The sequence below is a fragment of the Duganella sp. Dugasp78 genome, assembly GCF_059491455.1.
Map to the genome: position 1 here is coordinate 1,345,108 of NZ_CP168506.1, position 15,028 is coordinate 1,360,135.

The window sequence follows — 15,028 nt, forward strand, 5'->3', positions numbered from 1 at the left end:
GTTTAGTCCTCGGCTGGAAGTTCGGAGTCGGGGGCGGCATCTTCAGCCACCTCCTCGTCGTTGGCGGCGATCGGCGGCGCGCTGCGCGGCACCGGGATGATCTGCGCCGGCGAGCGCTTGAACACGTCGGCCAGCGCGCCGTTGATGATGCGCTCTTTCAGCTGGTCGGTATCCATCATCAGGTCCAGCAGCGGGCCTTCGACGATGATGTCGCCGCGGCGCTCGATGAAGCCCAGCTTGGCCAGGATGCCGAGGTTCATGTCCAGGCGGGTCTTCTTGCCCAGCTTGTCGCCGAAGTCGGCCAGCAGCGCCTTGTAGGCGATGCCGATCGAGGTGTCTTCCGCGCGCGGCAACGGCTTCTCCACGCCGAACATATCGTTCTGGTCGTCGTCCGCGTGCTGGTGGGTCTCCTGGCGTTCGCGCTTGGGCAGGATGATCTGCGCCCACAGCACCACCAGCAGCGCCACGCCATCGCGCGACAAGCCGAAGTTATTGTTTTGCCAGACGTCGCGGGCGCCGAAGATCTTCGGCTCGATGGCGCGGTGCAGCGCGATCGTCACGTGGTCGGCATAGACGTTGTCCAGCAGTTTGAGGCCGGTGGCCAGCAGGCGCGCGTCCACTTCGGCGCGGAACAACTCGTCCGACAGCACGCGCTTGACCAGTTTGTCGTCGCGACGCAGGGTTTGATGCGTCAGCAGGCGCGCGATCAGGATTTGGGAATCGTCATTCATCTGACTTGTCGCCTTCCGTATTCAAAGACAGTGAGAGGGAGGCCAGGGACATCGCCGCCACGTGCAAATCGGGCAGCTGTATCATTTCATCGGTCGGGGCAAACTTCACCGGCAGGCGCGCCAGTTCGGCGGTGGCGCCTTGCAGGCGGGCCTCGTCGGCGTCGCCCAGCAGCGGCAGCAGCGAGGCGCGGTACGAGGCCACGGCGAACGTCGCCGGCAGCAGCGAATCCTGCACCGGGATCGATTTCGGACCTTCGTCGGCGATGCTGGGGAAGTTACCCAGCGCGGCGAAGTCGGACAGGCGCGCCAGCCAGTCATCGAGCTCGCGCTGCATCTGCGGGCCGTCGCTGATGGTGGTCGGGGCGTCGGTGCCGGTGGGCAGGCCGCTGGAGACGGCGCTGACGGCGCGGTCCTGCAGCAGCTCGGTCTCGGCGACGTCGATCATCTCGGCCGGGGTGATAAACAGCGGCACCACCGGCTGGTCGATGGCGCCTTCGGCCAGCGATGCCAGGTCTTCATGCAGCAGCAGCCAGCGCTTGATGTCGGTGGTGGACAGGCCGGACTGCCCCAGGTGCACGCGCTGGCGTTCGATCTGGTTCAGCGCGCGCGAGAACATGCCCTGCATATTGAGCAGCGCCGATTGCGCGCGGCCGATGGCCTGCGCCGCCTTGTGGGTGGCGCCGTCGGCGTTTTCGTCGGACAGGATGGCGCGCAGGATCTCGGAGCCCTTCTCGACCCAGTCGCAGGCGGTGTGCCACTTGGCCTGCGAAGCGCGCAGGCGGAACTCGGAGCCGGAGGCGATGGCGTCCGAGAATTCCTCGGTCAGGTCGACCAGGCGGCCCAGCAGGTGGTTCAGCTGCTCGACGGTGACGCCGCCCATCACCTGGGCGCCGGCCACCTGCGACAACAGGAAGCCCATGTCGGCGTTGTCCTCGTCCTTGCCCAGCGCGAGCAGGCCGTCGATGGCCGACAGCACGTTGCGCGCCATCGGCGTGACGCGGTAGACGGCTTGCTGCGCGTCCCAGGCCAGCAGCTGGTTGGTGCGCAGGCGCATCAGCACCGTCTCCAGCGACTCGGGCAGCAGGTAGGCCAGGCGGGTGTTGATGTCGGCGCGCGAGAAGGTGGACGAAGCGGCGTCGGAGGCCAGCTCGCGCAGCACCAGCAGGCGCACCAGCACGCCGTCGAAGCCGCCGTGGAACAGCGCCGTGAACACCTGCAGCAGCGGCTGCGCGCGTTTCAGGTGGTAGACCTGCTCGATCTCGTCGGCCGAAAAATTCGGCTGGAAGTGGGCTTGCAGGCTGTCCTGCTGCTGTTGCTGATCCAGCTCACTTGTTATAATTTCTATCATTCTTTGCCATTCTGTACGCATCGCAACGACTAGATTGCGGGGGCGTCAGTATAACAGGCAAAAGCGGGGGTCAAGTCTGACATTCGGACACGAGCTCCGCTGTAGGCGACGCCTACAGCGGAGCTCGTGTCCGAATGTCAGACTTGACCCCCGCTTTATTTTTTTACGGCCTTTTCTAGCGTCTGGTCGACGAAGTCGCCGTCGTTGTCGTTGAAGCGCACACGCACCGGGTACCAGTCCATCGACGGTGCCAGCCACAGGTCGACCTGCTGGCCCTGCGCGTCCGGCGGCGGCGCCTTGACCAGGTGGACGGCGTTGACCTCGCCGGTGCCGATCTGCACTGCCTCATTTTTCATCACCTTGAAGCTCCACACCTCGGCGTCGCGGCGGCCGGCCACGAAATACTTCCATTCGCTGCCCGGCTTGAACTTGTCCGGCGCGGCGCGCGCCTGCGCCGCCAGCTGCCACTGGATGCTGGTGCGATCCTGCTCGCCGCCCTTGATCGGGTAGCTCTCGTCGCCTTCGCTGAAGGTGATGGTCCTGGCGTCGCGCTGGAAGGTGGTGGTGCTGGGGTCCTTGCGGAAGCGCTTTTCGTAGAAGGTGGCAGGCGCCAGGCCGAATTCGTCGATCGTGCCTTCGCTGCGGTTTTCCAGGATCTTGCCAAACAGCGCGGCGCGGCTCTCAGTCGCGACCGAGTACTTGCCGTCGACGGCGCGCCATTGCACGGTGGCGGTGCCGCCGAGGCTCAAGCCGTGCTGCCTGGCCTTGATGGTGTAGCTGAGGTCGGCCGAGGGCGGCAGGCTGTGCGGACGCTTGACGCTCGGGTGTTCGCCGGCCGGGGCGTCGGCGCCGGCGGCGTGGGCAGCGCAGACGCCGCAGCTCAGCAGGACGGCGGTGCCCAGGGCCAGCAGGCGATTGGTGTAAATAGTATGCATATTATTTTCCGGATTCTGTCATCGTGATTTTGGAGACGGTCTGCGTCGTCAGCGCGCCGCTTGCCTCGGTGTTGCGCAGCTGGACCGGGTACCAGTTCAGGCCCGGCGCCAGCCAGATGTCCAGCCGCGACGAGTAGCTGCCGGGGCGCGGCGGCCGGCTCAGGTGCCAGGCCACCACCTTGCCCATCTTGGTGTCCAGCTCTTCCTCGCCCACCAGCTGGAAGCGGAACAAGGTCGCTTCGCGCTCATCGCCGACCTGCATCTCGATATCGCTGCCGAACTGGTTGACGTCGGCGCGGCCGATGCCGCCCAGCTGGAACGGCACCGTCGCCATGTCCTGCGCGCCCACCATCAGCGGGAAGCTGCGCTCGCTGGCCGAGAAGGTGATGGTGCCGGCGTCGCGGTTGAAATGGGTGGCCGTCTCGGCGCGGCGGCCGCGCTTCTGCGTGCTGCTGGCCGGGGCGATGCCGTAATCGTCGATGGTGCCGGCGCTGCGCATCACCAGCGCGTTGAGGCGCGTGATCAGCAGGCTGATGCCCGCTTCGGCCGAGGCCTGGTAGCTGCTGCCGTCGGTCTGCCAGGTCATCACGGCCGAGCCGGTCCATTTGGTGCCGTCGGCGTCGACCCGGGCCACGTCCATGTCAAGTTTGGCCGACGGCGGCAGGTTGACCTTGTAGCGCCGCATGCCCTGCGGCGGCGGCGCGTCCACCGGCACCGCGGCGACCGGCGTGGCGCCGGTGGTGTCGGGTAGCGACGGCGTGCCGGTCTGCGCCTGCGCGGCGCCGGCTTGCGCGCCGGCGCCGGCGTCGGCCGCAGGCGCGGGCGGGGACGCCTCAGCCGGCGGCGCGTTGTCGGCCACGGGCGGCGGCGCGGCCGGTTCGGGCGCAGGCTCTGGCGCCGGCACAGGGGCAGGCTTGCGTTTACGGGGCGGCTTGGCGGCCGGAGGCAAAGGCTGGATCTCGGCCGCGGGCGGCGTTTCCACATGCTTGGGCAGCGCCAGGCGCAGTTGCGCCGTCATCAGCGACGACGGCAGCGGCGATGGCCGGTGCGACTGCGTCGCCAGGCGGTCGCCCACCCAATCGATCGCCACATAATGCAGCGCCAGCGTGGCTGCGCACAAGATCAGCAGGCGGCGGTGACGGGATAGATGGGTGCTTAAGCTCATGCCGCTAGTTTAACGTGTTCGGACCGAGTCCGCGCCCAAGCAGAAATGTTGTCAAAATCTTTTGAAGCATGGCCCTTTATCTGCTACGCTGGACCTTATTCCTATAGGAGACTTCCATGGCTCATACGCAAATGCCGAACATACCAGGTGCAGCAGTGATGACGGATACGCTGGATTTCGTCAAAAACCTGTGGGGCAGCATGAGCGTGCCCGGCCTGACCGCTCCCACCTTGTCGGTGGAAGAGCTGGACAAGAAGATCAACGACCTGAAGGCCGTCGAGACCTGGCTCAACCTCAACATGAGCATGCTGCGCGGCAGTATCCAGGCGCTGGAAGTGCAGCGCGGGACCATCGCCACGCTTAAATCGGTCGGCGCCAGCCTGGCGGCGGCGGTCAACCAGCCGCAGAGCAAGGACCAGAAATCCATCTTCGACGCCAACCCTTACGCCTCGGCCTTCTTCCACCACGCCCGCGAGGCCGACAAGGACAAGGACAAGGACCAACCCAAAGCCGCGGCGCCGACGCCGCCTCCCGCCCAGACGGCCCCGAAGCCGGAAGCCGCAGCGACGGACAAGCCGGCCCCCGCGCCGATGGCCAACCCGGCGATCTGGTGGAATATGCTGCAGGATCAGTTCAAGCAGGCCGTGTCGACGGCCATGGCGTCCGAATCGATGATGGCCACCGCCGCCGCGCGCGCCACCGACACGGCGGCCAAGTTCGCCGCCGCAGCCACGGCGCCGGCCGCCAAGGCCAAGCCGGAGGCAAGCAGCGCCGCCGGCACAGCCACTGGCGCGGCAGCGGCCGCGCCGAAGAAAGCGCCAGCCCGCAAGCGCGCGCCAGCCAAGGCCAAGCCGCCCGCCGTCAAGGCCTGACGGCCCGCCGTGCTGATTACGCCAGCCGCTGGATGCGGATGGCGTCAATCAGGCCATCGGCCTGGCGCTGCACCTTCTCGATATCGATCAGGCCTTCCTCTTCGAGCTGTTTGGCGCTGTCGTGGGCGGCCTGAAAACTGTCCACGGTGTCGCCCTTGGCGGCGACCGGACGTATCCAGGCCACGCTGCCGACTTTCATTTTTGTATAAACTTCTTTTGCGATATCGCGCATATTTTAGTGCCCTTTATTTGCCCTCAATATTGACAGCGAATCAAGGCGCGGACCCGCCGCGCCGAAATTCAGTGTAATCATTTGCTGCCCCGGAAACAAGGCCGCCACCGGCCCCGCTGTTGCGCCCAACCGTCACTCATGGGCATCCGCGTGCTTGTCCACTATCGCGCCGTTGGCCGCCACGTATTCGCTGGCGGCGGCCGCCGCCACCACGCCCGACATCGGCGCCAGCAACGCCAGCTGCTCCATCAGCTGCGCAAAGCGCTGCTGTCCCGGCGCGATGGCGTCGACATGCATCAGCACCTCGATCGCCTCGTCGGCCAGCGCGCGCACATAGCCGGTCTGCTGCAGCTGCGAGATCAGGATCTGCGCGGAGTTGAACAGGATGCGCATATTGTGCGGCAGCGCCTTGCGCGCCACCCGCATCCACTCCACCGCCTCGACCAGCTTGCCGGTCTTCCACAGCAGCACGCCCTTGTTCATCATGTCCGCCGCTTCCTTGCGCGAGGCCTTGATCAGCTCCATGCCCTCGTCGGTCATGCGCGCCTTGTCGAAGATCTTCTGCACGTCCTCCAGCAGCGGCACGTTGTCGTGGTTGTTGCGGGTGACGTAGCACAGCAGCCCCACCGGCGCCTCCTTGACGCCGACCGCGAACAGCAGCGTCGCCATGTCAAGGCAGGTCTCGGTGTCCGGCCGCTGCTTGGATTCGTCGGCCAGCATCGCTTCCAGCTCGTCGCCGGATTTGCGCGCGCGCCGGTAGTCGCCCGTCTCGTGGTACACCAGGCCCTCTGTGATCTTGGCGCGCAGCTCGACCATGTCGCCGCCGAACTGGTGCACCGCCGCGTTCAGCAGGCGTATGGCTTCCTTGGTGTCGTTCTTCTGCGCGCACACGCGCGCCAGGCCGAAAAAGGCGTCCACCGTCTTCATCACCGAGTACTCGCCGATCTCTATGCATTTGCGGAAGGCCTTCTCCGCCACCGGGATATTGCCCAGCTTGAGCGCGGTCTGGCCCAAGGCGCGCTGGCGCGGCACCGAATTGGGCGACAGCTTGGCCGCCTTTTCCAGCACGCCGAAGGCTTCCTCGGTCTTGCCCTGCAACTGGAAGGTCTTGGCCAGCTGGTCGAAGGCGTCGATGTAAAAGCGGTTGTCGGTGATCACGGCCTGGAACATCGTCAACGCCGCATCGAGCTCGCCGTTGTTCATCAGGATCTTGGCCAGGCCGCAGCGCGCCCAGTTGTAGTCGCGTTCTTCCAGCACATGCTCGTACACCTTGCGCGCCTGTTCCGGCTCGCCGCTCTTGAGCAGCAGCGTGGCCTTCATGCGCAGCAGGTCGATTTCGTGCAGCGGATTGTGGGCCACCTGCTCGTCGCACAGGCGCGCCGCGCGCAGGTAATCCTTGTCGGCGAAGGCCTGGTCGATTTCGCGGAAGATCTGCTTCTTGTTCCACACGCGGTTCAGGCGCGTCAGCAGCACGCCCTCGGTGATTGGCTTGATGATGTAAGCGTCCGGCTGGTGCTCGGCCGCGCCCATCACCGACTCCACGCTTTTTTCGGCGGAGACCATCAGCCACACGCTACTGGGCAGCATCAGGTTGCGGATGCGCGCTTCCTCCAGCACCTGCTGGCCGTTCTTGCCGTCGCCGAGGTTGTAATCGCACAGCACCACGTCGTAGCGGGTCTTCGACAGCAGCATCATGGCCTCGCCGCCGCTGGCCGCCTGGTCGATATGCTTGGCGCCGAGGTTGCGCAGCGACTCGCGCAGCAGCTGGCGGATGCCGACAAAATCGTCGACCAGCAGGTAGTGCTTCTCGGCCCAATCGACATCGCCTCCGGCGGCGGCGCTCATCGCTTCGACGCTCATGGCAGCCGCAGGACGAAGCAGCCGCCGCCCAGGGCGCCGCCGTTTTCCAGCGCGATGCCGCCGCTGCGTTGGCGGTACTTGTGCATCTTCGCCACTTCGCTGGAGAAGTAGAGACCGAGGCCGCTGCTGTTGTTGAGGAAGTTGACCGCGTTGCGCTGGGCGTTCATGGCGCTGGCGCCGGCCTCCAGCAGCGACGGCGGGAAGCCGGAGCCGTTGTCCTCGACGCGCAGTTCGAGGTAATCGCCGTCCACCCGGATCGCCAGGCGCAGGCGGTCGCGCGTGTAGCGGATGGCGTTGTTGATGGCGTGGACCAGCACACCGATGATCAGGTCTTCGTCCATGGTCCAGATGGCGTCCGGCGGAAAGTCGAGATCGAGCGTGATGCCGCGCGACTGCAGCAGCGTGCGCGCCTGCCCCGCCACCTGCTCGACCAACTCGCTGACGCGGCAGGCGGCCGGGTCGAACGGATAGCCAGGCTTGCCGACGTCCTTGTACAGCGCCAGCAGCTGGATCAGGTTGTCGTTGAGGCGCTTGGTCTGGTACAGCATCTGGCCCAGCTGCTCGTAGCCCGGCTGCTGCGGTGTGGCGGGCGCCGTCGCCAGCAGGTTCTCCAGCGTGCCATTGAGGACGCCGATCGAATTCTTCATGTCGTGCACAGTCGACGCCAGGAACATGAACAGCTCCGGCGAACCTTGGTGGTGCTGCGCATCTTCTTCATCCATTTGACACCTCGAAAAACCGTCGTTCCCGCGCAGGCGGGAACCTATACGACGCCAATTCATCGTATGCAGTATGGATTCCCGCCTTCGCGGGAATGACGTGGTTGTCTGGTTTTTCGAACTGCCCCATTGTTCGGTTCTCCATGGACGGCGCCAGGCGCGAGTTGGGATTGCTGCTGCATTATAGCCTGCCGCCATGCCTATTGGCTGCGGCGGCGCTGTTTGAGCAGGAAGCGGCCGGGATCGAGCGCGTCGACCAGCATCGCTTCCAGCGGAGGCGGCGCGTTTTCCAGCTGCGCCACCAGCAGCTCCGCCATCAGCGGCGCCCAGATCAAGCCGCGCGAGGCGTAGCCCAGCAAACCATACAGGCCGGGATGGCGCGGCACGTCGCGCAGGCGTTCGAGCCGGCCGGCAGAAGGATAGTCGGGCAGCGCACCCGCCAGCGGCAGGCGGTCCGGCGCGGCGCAGCGGAAGCCGACCCGGCCCGCCAACGGCGCGCTGGCGGCCAGCGCGGCGACGCTGGCGCCGGGCACGATCTCGGCGAGGCGGCTCAGGTTTTCCAGCTGGCTGGCTGCGCGCAGTTCGGGGTCGTTGTCGTTGTCGTAGGTGGCACCGGCGCAGACGATGCCGTTGAACGGCGGCGTGACGTAGGCCTCGCGGCAGACCACCAGCGGCAGCTGCGGCGGCGACGGCGCGCGCGCATCGTGCGCGGTGTGCACGTCCTGCGCGGGGTCGGGCACGGCCAGGTGCGTGACCTGCCCGCGCAGGCGCGACAGCGGCAGCTCGGCCGCCTGCGCGATGTTGACGGCGCTGGCGCCGTTGGCCAGCACCACGGTCGGCGCCTGCGCGATCAGCGTGCCGTCGGCGGCGCGCACCTGCCACTCGCCGTCCATGCGTCGCAGGTCCAGCGCCTCGGCCGCGAACACGCGATGCAGGCGTTCGCCGCAGGCATCCAGCATCGCCTCACACAGCGACGCAGGACGCACCCAGCCGCCCTGCTCGAACAGCCAGCCGCCGTGCGGAGTCGGGCCACCCAGCAGCTCTCCGGCGGCGCCGGCGTCCAGCCAGCGCACGTACTCCTGCGGATAATTCCATGCCGCGACCACGTCCTGCTGCACCGTCGCATGTTCCGCGTCGCGCGCCAGTTGCAGCACGCCGCAGCTGGCGCCTTCAAATGCCTGGCCGACCCCGCCGAGCCGGCGCCATTCGCGCAGCGCGAAGGTGTAGGCGGCGCGGCTCAGGCGCGTGGGGATGTTGTCATCCTTCGACAGCAGCGGCATGAAGATGCCGGCCAGGTTGCCGGACGCTTCCTGCGCTGGCGCCGCGTGGCGTTCGATCAGCGTGACCTGCCAGCCGTTGGCGCACAGGCGATGGCTGGCCGAGGAACCGGCCAATCCGGCGCCGATCACGATCGCCCTGCGCACCGGCGCCGGCGGCGCTTCCGGCTGCGGCCTGCGGCTCTGGTAGACCGCGCTGACGTCCGGCGTGCCGTCGACGGCCTGGCAGGCAAAGCCCGCCGCCGTCAGCGCCCAGACCAGCGCTTCGTCCGGCGCCCGCGCATCCAGGCTGGCGCCCAGCACGGCCAGCTTCGCCAGGCTGCGCGCCAGCGATGCGGGGAACGATGGCGCAACATGGAAGGCATCCACCCGTGCGGCGATCTGCGGCAGCACCGCGTCCAAGGCGCCGACCAACAGGTCCAGCGTGACGCGGCCGTCGTCGAGCAGGATGCGATGGAAGCCCGGCACGTTCAGCGGCCACAGGGCGCGCAGCTGCGGGTCGGCCAGCGTGTCGGCCGATGGCGCCTGCGGGGTCGCCGCCAGATAGTGCAGCATGCCCTGCCGCGGCAGCGCGTGGCACGCGGCCATGAAGCGCTCGCCGTGGCCGAACTCCGTGTCCAGCACCACCCGCCGCGTCATCACTTGCGCGCCCGGCAGAAGCAGTCCGGCGCGTGGTCGTTCACCATGCCGATGCCCTGCATGTAGGCGTAGATGATGGTCGAGCCGACAAACTTGAAACCCAGCTTGGCCAGGTCCTTGGAGATGCGGTCCGACAGCTCGGTCTTGGCCGGGCGCGGCCCTTTGCCGGCGACCAGCGGCTTGCCGCCGACGTAGGCCCACAGCCACTGGTCCAGCGTGGTGCCGCTGGCGCGCAGGCGCAGGTAGGCCTGCGCATTGGTGATCGCCGCCGCCACCTTCAGGCGGTTGCGGACGATGCCGGCGTCGGCCAGCAGCGCAGCGACCTTGTCGGCGTCGTAGGCGGCGATTTTTTCCGGGTCCCACTGGTCGAAGGCGGCGCGGTAGTTCTCGCGCTTGTTGAGTATCGTCTCCCAGCTCAGGCCCGCCTGCGCGCCCTCCAGGTTCAGCATCTCGAACAAACGGCGCTCGTCGTGGCAAGGCACGCCCCATTCCTTGTCGTGGTATTCAAGGTAGAGAGGATTGGCTGGATTGGCCCAGCTACAGCGCGTCTTGGTCATGGCTCGGTGGGATCGGGGAGAAGCCGACAGTATAACAAGCAGCGGGGTATCATACAGGCCCCACTCATCGATGGAGCATCGCATGCAATTCGAAGCAAAGATTGAATGGACGCGCAACGGGCAGGATTTCCTGGGGCAGCGCTACAGCCGCGCCCACGCATGGCAGTTCGACGGCGGCGCCACGGTGCCCGCCTCGTCGTCGCCGCTGTCGGTGCCGCTGCCGATGTCGGACGCCGCCGCCGTCGATCCGGAGGAGGCGCTGGTGGCCGCCGCGTCCAGCTGCCATATGCTGTTCTTCCTGTCGATCGCCGCCAAACGCGGCCACACGGTCGACAGCTATCGCGACCACGCCGTCGGTGAGTTGGGCAAGAACGCTGCGGGGAAGATGGCGATGACGCGCATCGCGCTGCGGCCGGCGATCGTTTTCGCCGGCACCGCGCCGCCAAGTGCCGAGGAGCTGGAAGCGATCCACCACGAGGCGCACGACAAGTGCTACATCGCCAATACGCTCAATTGCGACGTGGTGGTCGAGGCCCCGTAACGTCGCTCCCGCGCAGGCGGGAGTCCATAATCCGCATGCTCAGCATGGGTCCCCGCCTGCGCGGGGACGACGGTGGCTTAGGTTTCGAGGTCGCTCGACAGGCCGACGCGGCGTCGTTCGCCGCCCAGCACCAGCGGACCGGCCAGATTGCTGACCAGCCGCACCTCGCCGTCCGCCACCGCCTGGTCCAGCTGCTGCATCAGGCGCGGGAACACGCCGTCCGGGCGCGTGGCGGCGGTGCTGTACAAGGCCGCCCAGGCATTGCGGCCGGAACGCTTGGCCACATACAAACCCTGGTCGGCCAACTCCACCACCTGCGACCATGACAGCAAACGCGGTTGCTGCGGCAGGAAGGGGAAGCAGGCAAAACCGATCGAGCAGGTCTTCGCCAACAGCACGCCGTCCGGCAGCACAAAAGCGCGGTCGGCCACGGCGCGGCGCATGCGCTCCGCCACCGCGTGCGCCTCGTCGCGATGGGTGGCGCGCGCCAGCACCAGGAATTCCTCGCCGCCCCAGCGGATCACATAATCCGATTCGCGGAACACTTCGCGCAGGCGCTCCTGCATCTGCACCAGGATGGAATCGCCGGCCGCGTGGCCGTAACGGTCGTTGACTTCCTTGAAGTGGTCCAGGTCGACCATGAAGAACACCAGGTCGTTGGGCGCGATCAGGTCGCACTCGGTCAGCTCGCGGTGCTGGCCGGCGTCATAGCCGCGCAGGCTCATGGCGACATCGGCGTCGACGTTCTGCAGGAAGAAGCGGCGGTTGCGCAAGCCGGTCAGCTGGTCGGTCAGGCTCACTTCCTCCAGCGCCTTGTAGGCCCGCTCCAGTTCCAGGTTCTTTTCCAGCAGCTGCTCCTGCGTCGCGCTCAGCGTCTTCAGGGTCGCCGCCACCTGGCGGTAGGCGCTGGCGTTGTCGAGCGCGATGGCACCGTAGGCGCACAAGGTGCGGAAGATCAGCCGTTCGCGCTCGCCGTAGGCATGCGCATGCAGCGACTGTACCGTCATCGCGCCCAGCACGCGCTCGCCCACCCGCAGCGGCGCGAAGATCAGGCTCATGGTCGGCAAGGTGCCGGGGATCAGGTTGGGCGTGACATCGGCCTCGCCCAGCTCGATCAGGATCTCGCGCCGCTCGCGCACGCAGCGCGCCGAGTTGGCGTTCGGGTCCGACAAGGACATCCGCACCGGCGGCACCGGATTGCCGGCCTCCACGCCGAAGGCGCAGGACAGCCATTCGCCGCCAGGCTCCAGCAGGAACACCGAGAAATGCGTGGCGTCGAGCAGGCCGTGCACGTGGCGGTCCAGCGCGCGGAACACCGCCGCCGCGTCCAGGTGCGCGGTGATCTCCTGGCCGATGGCGCTCAGGTGCTCCAGCGTGGCGCTGGTCTGCTGCAGCACTTCGGCGCGCTGCGCCTCGGCCGCGGCCAGCTGGCGGTGATGCTCGCCTTCGGTCTGCGCGCGCTCGGTCTGGTACTGCACCTGCATCGCGATGGCGCGGTTGGTGGCCTGCTGGCTGTGGGTCTGGTCGCGCGCGGCGCTGGCCTGCAGCGCGATCGCGTAGGCGCGCGCGTGATCGCCGATGGCCGCGTACTCGCGCGCGGTGGCGTCGAGCAGCGCGCCAGGCACCGTATAGCCTTCGATGGTGGCGGCGATTTCCAGCGCCAGCTGCAGGTAGTGCAGCACCGGATTGGCCGCCTGCATGTCGGCCGGCGGCGGCAGCCGGTGGCGCGCGTGGATGTCGGCCAGCACGTTAAGCGCGGCGATCTGGCTGGAGGCGTCCGCATGCTCGTGCGCCAGCGCCAGCGCGCCTTGCGCGGCGGCCAGCGCTTCCTCGGGGCGCGCCAGGTGCGACAGCGCGTGCGCCCGGCCGCGCCGCGCGCTGCTCTGGAAGTCGGTCTGGCCCAGCGCGTCGCCGCGCGCGGCCAGGCGGGTGAAGCTGTCCAGCGCGGCCGCGTGGTTGCCCAGGTCCAGCGCCAGGTCGCCCTGGTATTCCAGCGCCACCGCGTAGGCGCGCGAGCCGGACAGCGGCGCCAGCGTGTTCAGGGCTTCGCGCAGCAGCGCTTGCGCCGCCTCGCGCTGGCCTAGCTGGCGCAGGGTTTCCGCCGTCTGCATCAGGCACATGCCGATGCTCAGCGGCCAGCCGGTCGGGCGCGCCAGGTCCAGGCCGCGCTGCATCCAGTCCAGCGCCGCCTCGTGCGCGTTCAGGCTGGTGAAGCCGTTGCCGATGTTGGTGGCGACGATGATGGCGCGGCGTACCTGCCCGGTCGCCAGCGCGGTTTCGTAGCTCAGCATGAGGTGGCCGATGGCGCGGCCGTAGTCGCTGCGCTGGAAGGCGCAGGTGCCGAAGAAATCGCTGATCCAGCCGGCCGCGACCGGCGCAAGGTCGGCCAAGTCGGTGGCGAAGCGCCCGCTCCAGCGCTGCTGCGCCAGCTTCCAGTCGCTGAAGGTGTCGCAGATGCCGGAGGCGGCGTCGATGACGTCGATGCGCACCGGGTCGCCGGCAGCGCGAGCGGCCAGCGCGGCCTGCTCCAGCCAGCGGTCGCCGGCGCCGCTGTCGCCGCGGTCGTTGGACACCCAGGCCAGCACCCAGCAGGCGTCGGCGCGTGCGCGCTGGACCCTGGCCGGCGGGGCGGACGCCAGTTCCAGCTGCCGCAAGGCTTGTTCGGCCTGGTATTGGGCGGTGTCGAGCTGACCGCTCAGCCAGGCCGCCTCGGCGCCGATCAGCAGCAGGCGGGCGCGCTGCAGGGCCGACTCGGCTTCGGGCAGCGTGGCCAGCAGCGGGGCGATCTCGGCGGACAGGGTTTGCGCGCGTAGCGGGTCGCGCTGGCGCAGATGCCAGGCAAGCACCGTCAACAGCGGCAGGCGCGACGAACCGTGCATTTCCGACAATTCCGACTGCCAGTGCACCAGCTCTTCATCGAGCGCAAACATATTCACCAAATAACTTCCCTTTACTGTGTGCTACCCGCTCCCGGTCGGAGCGGCAGGCGCCATTGCCTCAGCGCATGTATGCGCCGTTGCAGCATTATTCCACAGTTTACGGGCCGATCCGCCGGCCCTTGTTAAGTCCCTGAAATCAAAGAGATTTTAGTTCCTCATGGAAATTATTCAATGCGGGACTTATTGTTTCGACGTCTTGTTTTTGCCGCCCGTCATGGCTTGCACGGATTGCAAGTGCTGGTCCACGGTCGGCTGCAACTTGGCGGCCAGCGCCTTGACGTCGGCGTCGCTGGCCTTGTTCTGGGCCTGAACGACCAGCTTGTGCGCGGCGCTATGGTCGTGCAGGCCGGCGTTGTTCAGGTAAGCGCGGTCGAAGGCCTCGCCGCTCAGGCCATTCAGGCGCTCGGCCATTTTGCGGTGCTTGGCGTCCGGCTCGGTCGGCAGCGTGACGTTCTTGCTGCGCGCCACGTCCTGCACCGCCTGCAAGCCCTTGGTGTGGTCGTCCACCATCTGCTGGGCGAAATTCTTCACTTCCGGCTTGCTGGCCTTTTCCAGCGCGATCTTGCCGGCCGCCACTTCCGCCATATTGGCCTGCGCCAGCTGTTCCAGGATGTGCTGATCGCCCTTGCTCAGGTTTTGCGCGTAGGATGACGACATGGCTGCCATAGCCAGGCCGGCGATCATGGTGAGTTGCTTTTTCATGTGGTGACTCCCCGTGTTCAACGATCGGAAAATTTATTTTACGGTCGAGGGAATAATCCGGTCGTACCTTACGTATACGCAATTACAACGCCGGCTCGCGCCGTCGTCCGTCGTTCCACCACTCGTAAAGGACCCATGCCATGAATACTGTCGCCCGCCGCTCTTCCCTCCTCGCCGCCGCGCTGCTGCTGGCCGGCGCCGCCCACGCCGACACCGTCGCCAAGAAGGACGGCATCCTGGTCAATGCCGCCGGCATGACCGTGTACACCTTCGACAAGGACGCGGCCGGCAGCGGCACCAGCGCCTGCAACGGTCCGTGCAGCGAGAACTGGCCGGCCGTGGTGCCGGCCGCCAATGTGGCCGCGCCGTATTCCGCCATCACCCGCGAGGACGGCGCCAAGCAGCTGGCCTACAAGGGCAAGCCGCTGTACCTGTTCAAGAAGGACACCAAGCCGGGCGACCGCAACGGCGACAACTTCAAGGACATCTGGCACGTGGTCAAGGACTAAGC

General features: G+C 67.2%; 14 protein-coding genes. 3 read left to right on the forward strand and 11 right to left on the reverse strand.

Features of this window, described 5'->3' with window-relative positions; translation table 11 throughout:
- Positions 1–2 precede the first annotated feature (2 nt).
- From ACEN9O_RS05980 to ACEN9O_RS05995, 4 genes are all read right to left on the reverse strand, one after another.
- The gene (locus ACEN9O_RS05980; protein WP_116992674.1) at positions 3–731 is read right to left on the reverse strand and encodes a hypothetical protein; all 729 of its coding nucleotides are present in this window, start codon (positions 729–731) and stop codon (positions 3–5) included.
- Positions 724–2,079 (reverse strand): hypothetical protein, encoded by a 1,356-nt coding sequence (locus ACEN9O_RS05985; RefSeq protein WP_495616711.1) that lies wholly within the window; start codon positions 2,077–2,079, stop codon positions 724–726. The genes ACEN9O_RS05980 and ACEN9O_RS05985 overlap by 8 nt, the downstream gene beginning before the upstream one ends.
- Before the next feature lie 155 nt (positions 2,080–2,234).
- Positions 2,235–3,014 carry a DUF3108 domain-containing protein gene (locus tag ACEN9O_RS05990; protein WP_495616712.1) on the reverse strand — a complete coding sequence of 260 codons (780 nt, stop codon included), beginning with the start codon at positions 3,012–3,014 and terminating at the stop codon, positions 2,235–2,237.
- A 1-nt stretch (position 3,015) separates the two neighbouring features.
- Entirely contained in the window at positions 3,016–4,179 is a 1,164-nt protein-coding gene (locus ACEN9O_RS05995) for a DUF3108 domain-containing protein (protein ID WP_495616713.1), read from the reverse strand.
- A 116-nt stretch (positions 4,180–4,295) separates the two neighbouring features.
- Here ACEN9O_RS05995 and ACEN9O_RS06000 point away from each other — a divergent pair, with 116 nt between their 5' ends.
- Positions 4,296–5,051, forward strand: a complete 756-nt coding sequence (locus ACEN9O_RS06000; RefSeq protein ID WP_495616714.1) for a PhaM family polyhydroxyalkanoate granule multifunctional regulatory protein — start codon at positions 4,296–4,298, stop codon at positions 5,049–5,051.
- A 16-nt stretch (positions 5,052–5,067) separates the two neighbouring features.
- On the opposite strand, the gene ACEN9O_RS06005 is transcribed toward ACEN9O_RS06000, so the two are convergent.
- The 5 genes from ACEN9O_RS06005 to ACEN9O_RS06025 form a co-directional block, all read right to left on the reverse strand.
- Positions 5,068–5,250 (reverse strand): hypothetical protein, encoded by a 183-nt coding sequence (locus ACEN9O_RS06005; protein WP_495616715.1) that lies wholly within the window; start codon positions 5,248–5,250, stop codon positions 5,068–5,070.
- A gap of 165 nt (positions 5,251–5,415) precedes the next feature.
- A complete protein-coding gene (locus tag ACEN9O_RS06010) occupies positions 5,416–7,143 on the reverse strand; it encodes a tetratricopeptide repeat protein (RefSeq protein ID WP_495616716.1) in 1,728 nt (575 codons plus the stop codon).
- Entirely contained in the window at positions 7,140–7,865 is a 726-nt protein-coding gene (locus ACEN9O_RS06015; RefSeq protein ID WP_495616717.1) for a sensor histidine kinase, read from the reverse strand. Before ACEN9O_RS06015 ends, ACEN9O_RS06010 begins: the two co-directional genes overlap by 4 nt.
- A 197-nt stretch (positions 7,866–8,062) precedes the next feature.
- Positions 8,063–9,778, reverse strand: coding sequence for an FAD-dependent 5-carboxymethylaminomethyl-2-thiouridine(34) oxidoreductase MnmC1 (mnmC1, locus tag ACEN9O_RS06020; protein ID WP_495618430.1), 1,716 nt, complete (start codon positions 9,776–9,778; stop codon positions 8,063–8,065).
- On the reverse strand, positions 9,778–10,335 hold the full coding sequence (locus ACEN9O_RS06025) for a DNA-3-methyladenine glycosylase I (RefSeq protein ID WP_495616718.1): 558 nt from the start codon (positions 10,333–10,335) through the stop codon (positions 9,778–9,780). The genes mnmC1 and ACEN9O_RS06025 overlap by 1 nt, the downstream gene beginning before the upstream one ends.
- A gap of 82 nt (positions 10,336–10,417) precedes the next feature.
- Here ACEN9O_RS06025 and ACEN9O_RS06030 point away from each other — a divergent pair, with 82 nt between their 5' ends.
- The gene (locus ACEN9O_RS06030) at positions 10,418–10,876 is read left to right on the forward strand and encodes an OsmC family protein (protein ID WP_495616719.1); all 459 of its coding nucleotides are present in this window, start codon (positions 10,418–10,420) and stop codon (positions 10,874–10,876) included.
- Between the two features lie 77 nt (positions 10,877–10,953).
- On the opposite strand, the gene ACEN9O_RS06035 is transcribed toward ACEN9O_RS06030, so the two are convergent.
- Together ACEN9O_RS06035 and ACEN9O_RS06040 are read right to left on the reverse strand one after the other, a co-directional pair.
- On the reverse strand, positions 10,954–13,806 hold the full coding sequence (locus ACEN9O_RS06035) for a GGDEF domain-containing protein (protein ID WP_495616720.1): 2,853 nt from the start codon (positions 13,804–13,806) through the stop codon (positions 10,954–10,956).
- A gap of 189 nt (positions 13,807–13,995) precedes the next feature.
- Positions 13,996–14,517: a DUF4142 domain-containing protein gene (locus tag ACEN9O_RS06040; protein ID WP_495616721.1), complete on the reverse strand. Its 522-nt coding sequence runs from the start codon at positions 14,515–14,517 to the stop codon at positions 13,996–13,998.
- 140 nt (positions 14,518–14,657) lie between these two features.
- On the opposite strand from ACEN9O_RS06040, the gene ACEN9O_RS06045 reads away from it, so the two are divergent.
- Positions 14,658–15,026, forward strand: a complete 369-nt coding sequence (locus ACEN9O_RS06045; protein WP_495616722.1) for a COG4315 family predicted lipoprotein — start codon at positions 14,658–14,660, stop codon at positions 15,024–15,026.
- The last annotated feature ends 2 nt before the right edge of the window (positions 15,027–15,028 follow it).

What these genes read in the sequence shown, in the direction of transcription:
- ACEN9O_RS06000 (WP_495616714.1), top strand. Translation starts at nt 4,296, where the DNA reads ATGGCTCATACGCAAATGCCGAACATACCAGGTGCAGCAGTGATGACG.
- ACEN9O_RS06035 (WP_495616720.1), bottom strand. Translation starts at nt 13,806, where the DNA reads ATGTTTGCGCTCGATGAAGAGCTGGTGCACTGGCAGTCGGAATTGTCG.
- ACEN9O_RS06010 (WP_495616716.1), bottom strand. Translation starts at nt 7,143, where the DNA reads ATGAGCGTCGAAGCGATGAGCGCCGCCGCCGGAGGCGATGTCGATTGG.
- ACEN9O_RS06025 (WP_495616718.1), bottom strand. Translation starts at nt 10,335, where the DNA reads ATGACCAAGACGCGCTGTAGCTGGGCCAATCCAGCCAATCCTCTCTAC.
- ACEN9O_RS06005 (WP_495616715.1), bottom strand. Translation starts at nt 5,250, where the DNA reads ATGAAAGTCGGCAGCGTGGCCTGGATACGTCCGGTCGCCGCCAAGGGC.
- mnmC1 (WP_495618430.1), bottom strand. Translation starts at nt 9,778, where the DNA reads ATGACGCGGCGGGTGGTGCTGGACACGGAGTTCGGCCACGGCGAGCGC.
- ACEN9O_RS06015 (WP_495616717.1), bottom strand. Translation starts at nt 7,865, where the DNA reads ATGGATGAAGAAGATGCGCAGCACCACCAAGGTTCGCCGGAGCTGTTC.
- ACEN9O_RS05990 (WP_495616712.1), bottom strand. Translation starts at nt 3,014, where the DNA reads ATGCATACTATTTACACCAATCGCCTGCTGGCCCTGGGCACCGCCGTC.
- ACEN9O_RS06045 (WP_495616722.1), top strand. Translation starts at nt 14,658, where the DNA reads ATGAATACTGTCGCCCGCCGCTCTTCCCTCCTCGCCGCCGCGCTGCTG.
- ACEN9O_RS05985 (WP_495616711.1), bottom strand. Translation starts at nt 2,079, where the DNA reads ATGATAGAAATTATAACAAGTGAGCTGGATCAGCAACAGCAGCAGGAC.
- ACEN9O_RS05980 (WP_116992674.1), bottom strand. Translation starts at nt 731, where the DNA reads ATGAATGACGATTCCCAAATCCTGATCGCGCGCCTGCTGACGCATCAA.
- ACEN9O_RS06040 (WP_495616721.1), bottom strand. Translation starts at nt 14,517, where the DNA reads ATGAAAAAGCAACTCACCATGATCGCCGGCCTGGCTATGGCAGCCATG.
- ACEN9O_RS05995 (WP_495616713.1), bottom strand. Translation starts at nt 4,179, where the DNA reads ATGAGCTTAAGCACCCATCTATCCCGTCACCGCCGCCTGCTGATCTTG.
- ACEN9O_RS06030 (WP_495616719.1), top strand. Translation starts at nt 10,418, where the DNA reads ATGCAATTCGAAGCAAAGATTGAATGGACGCGCAACGGGCAGGATTTC.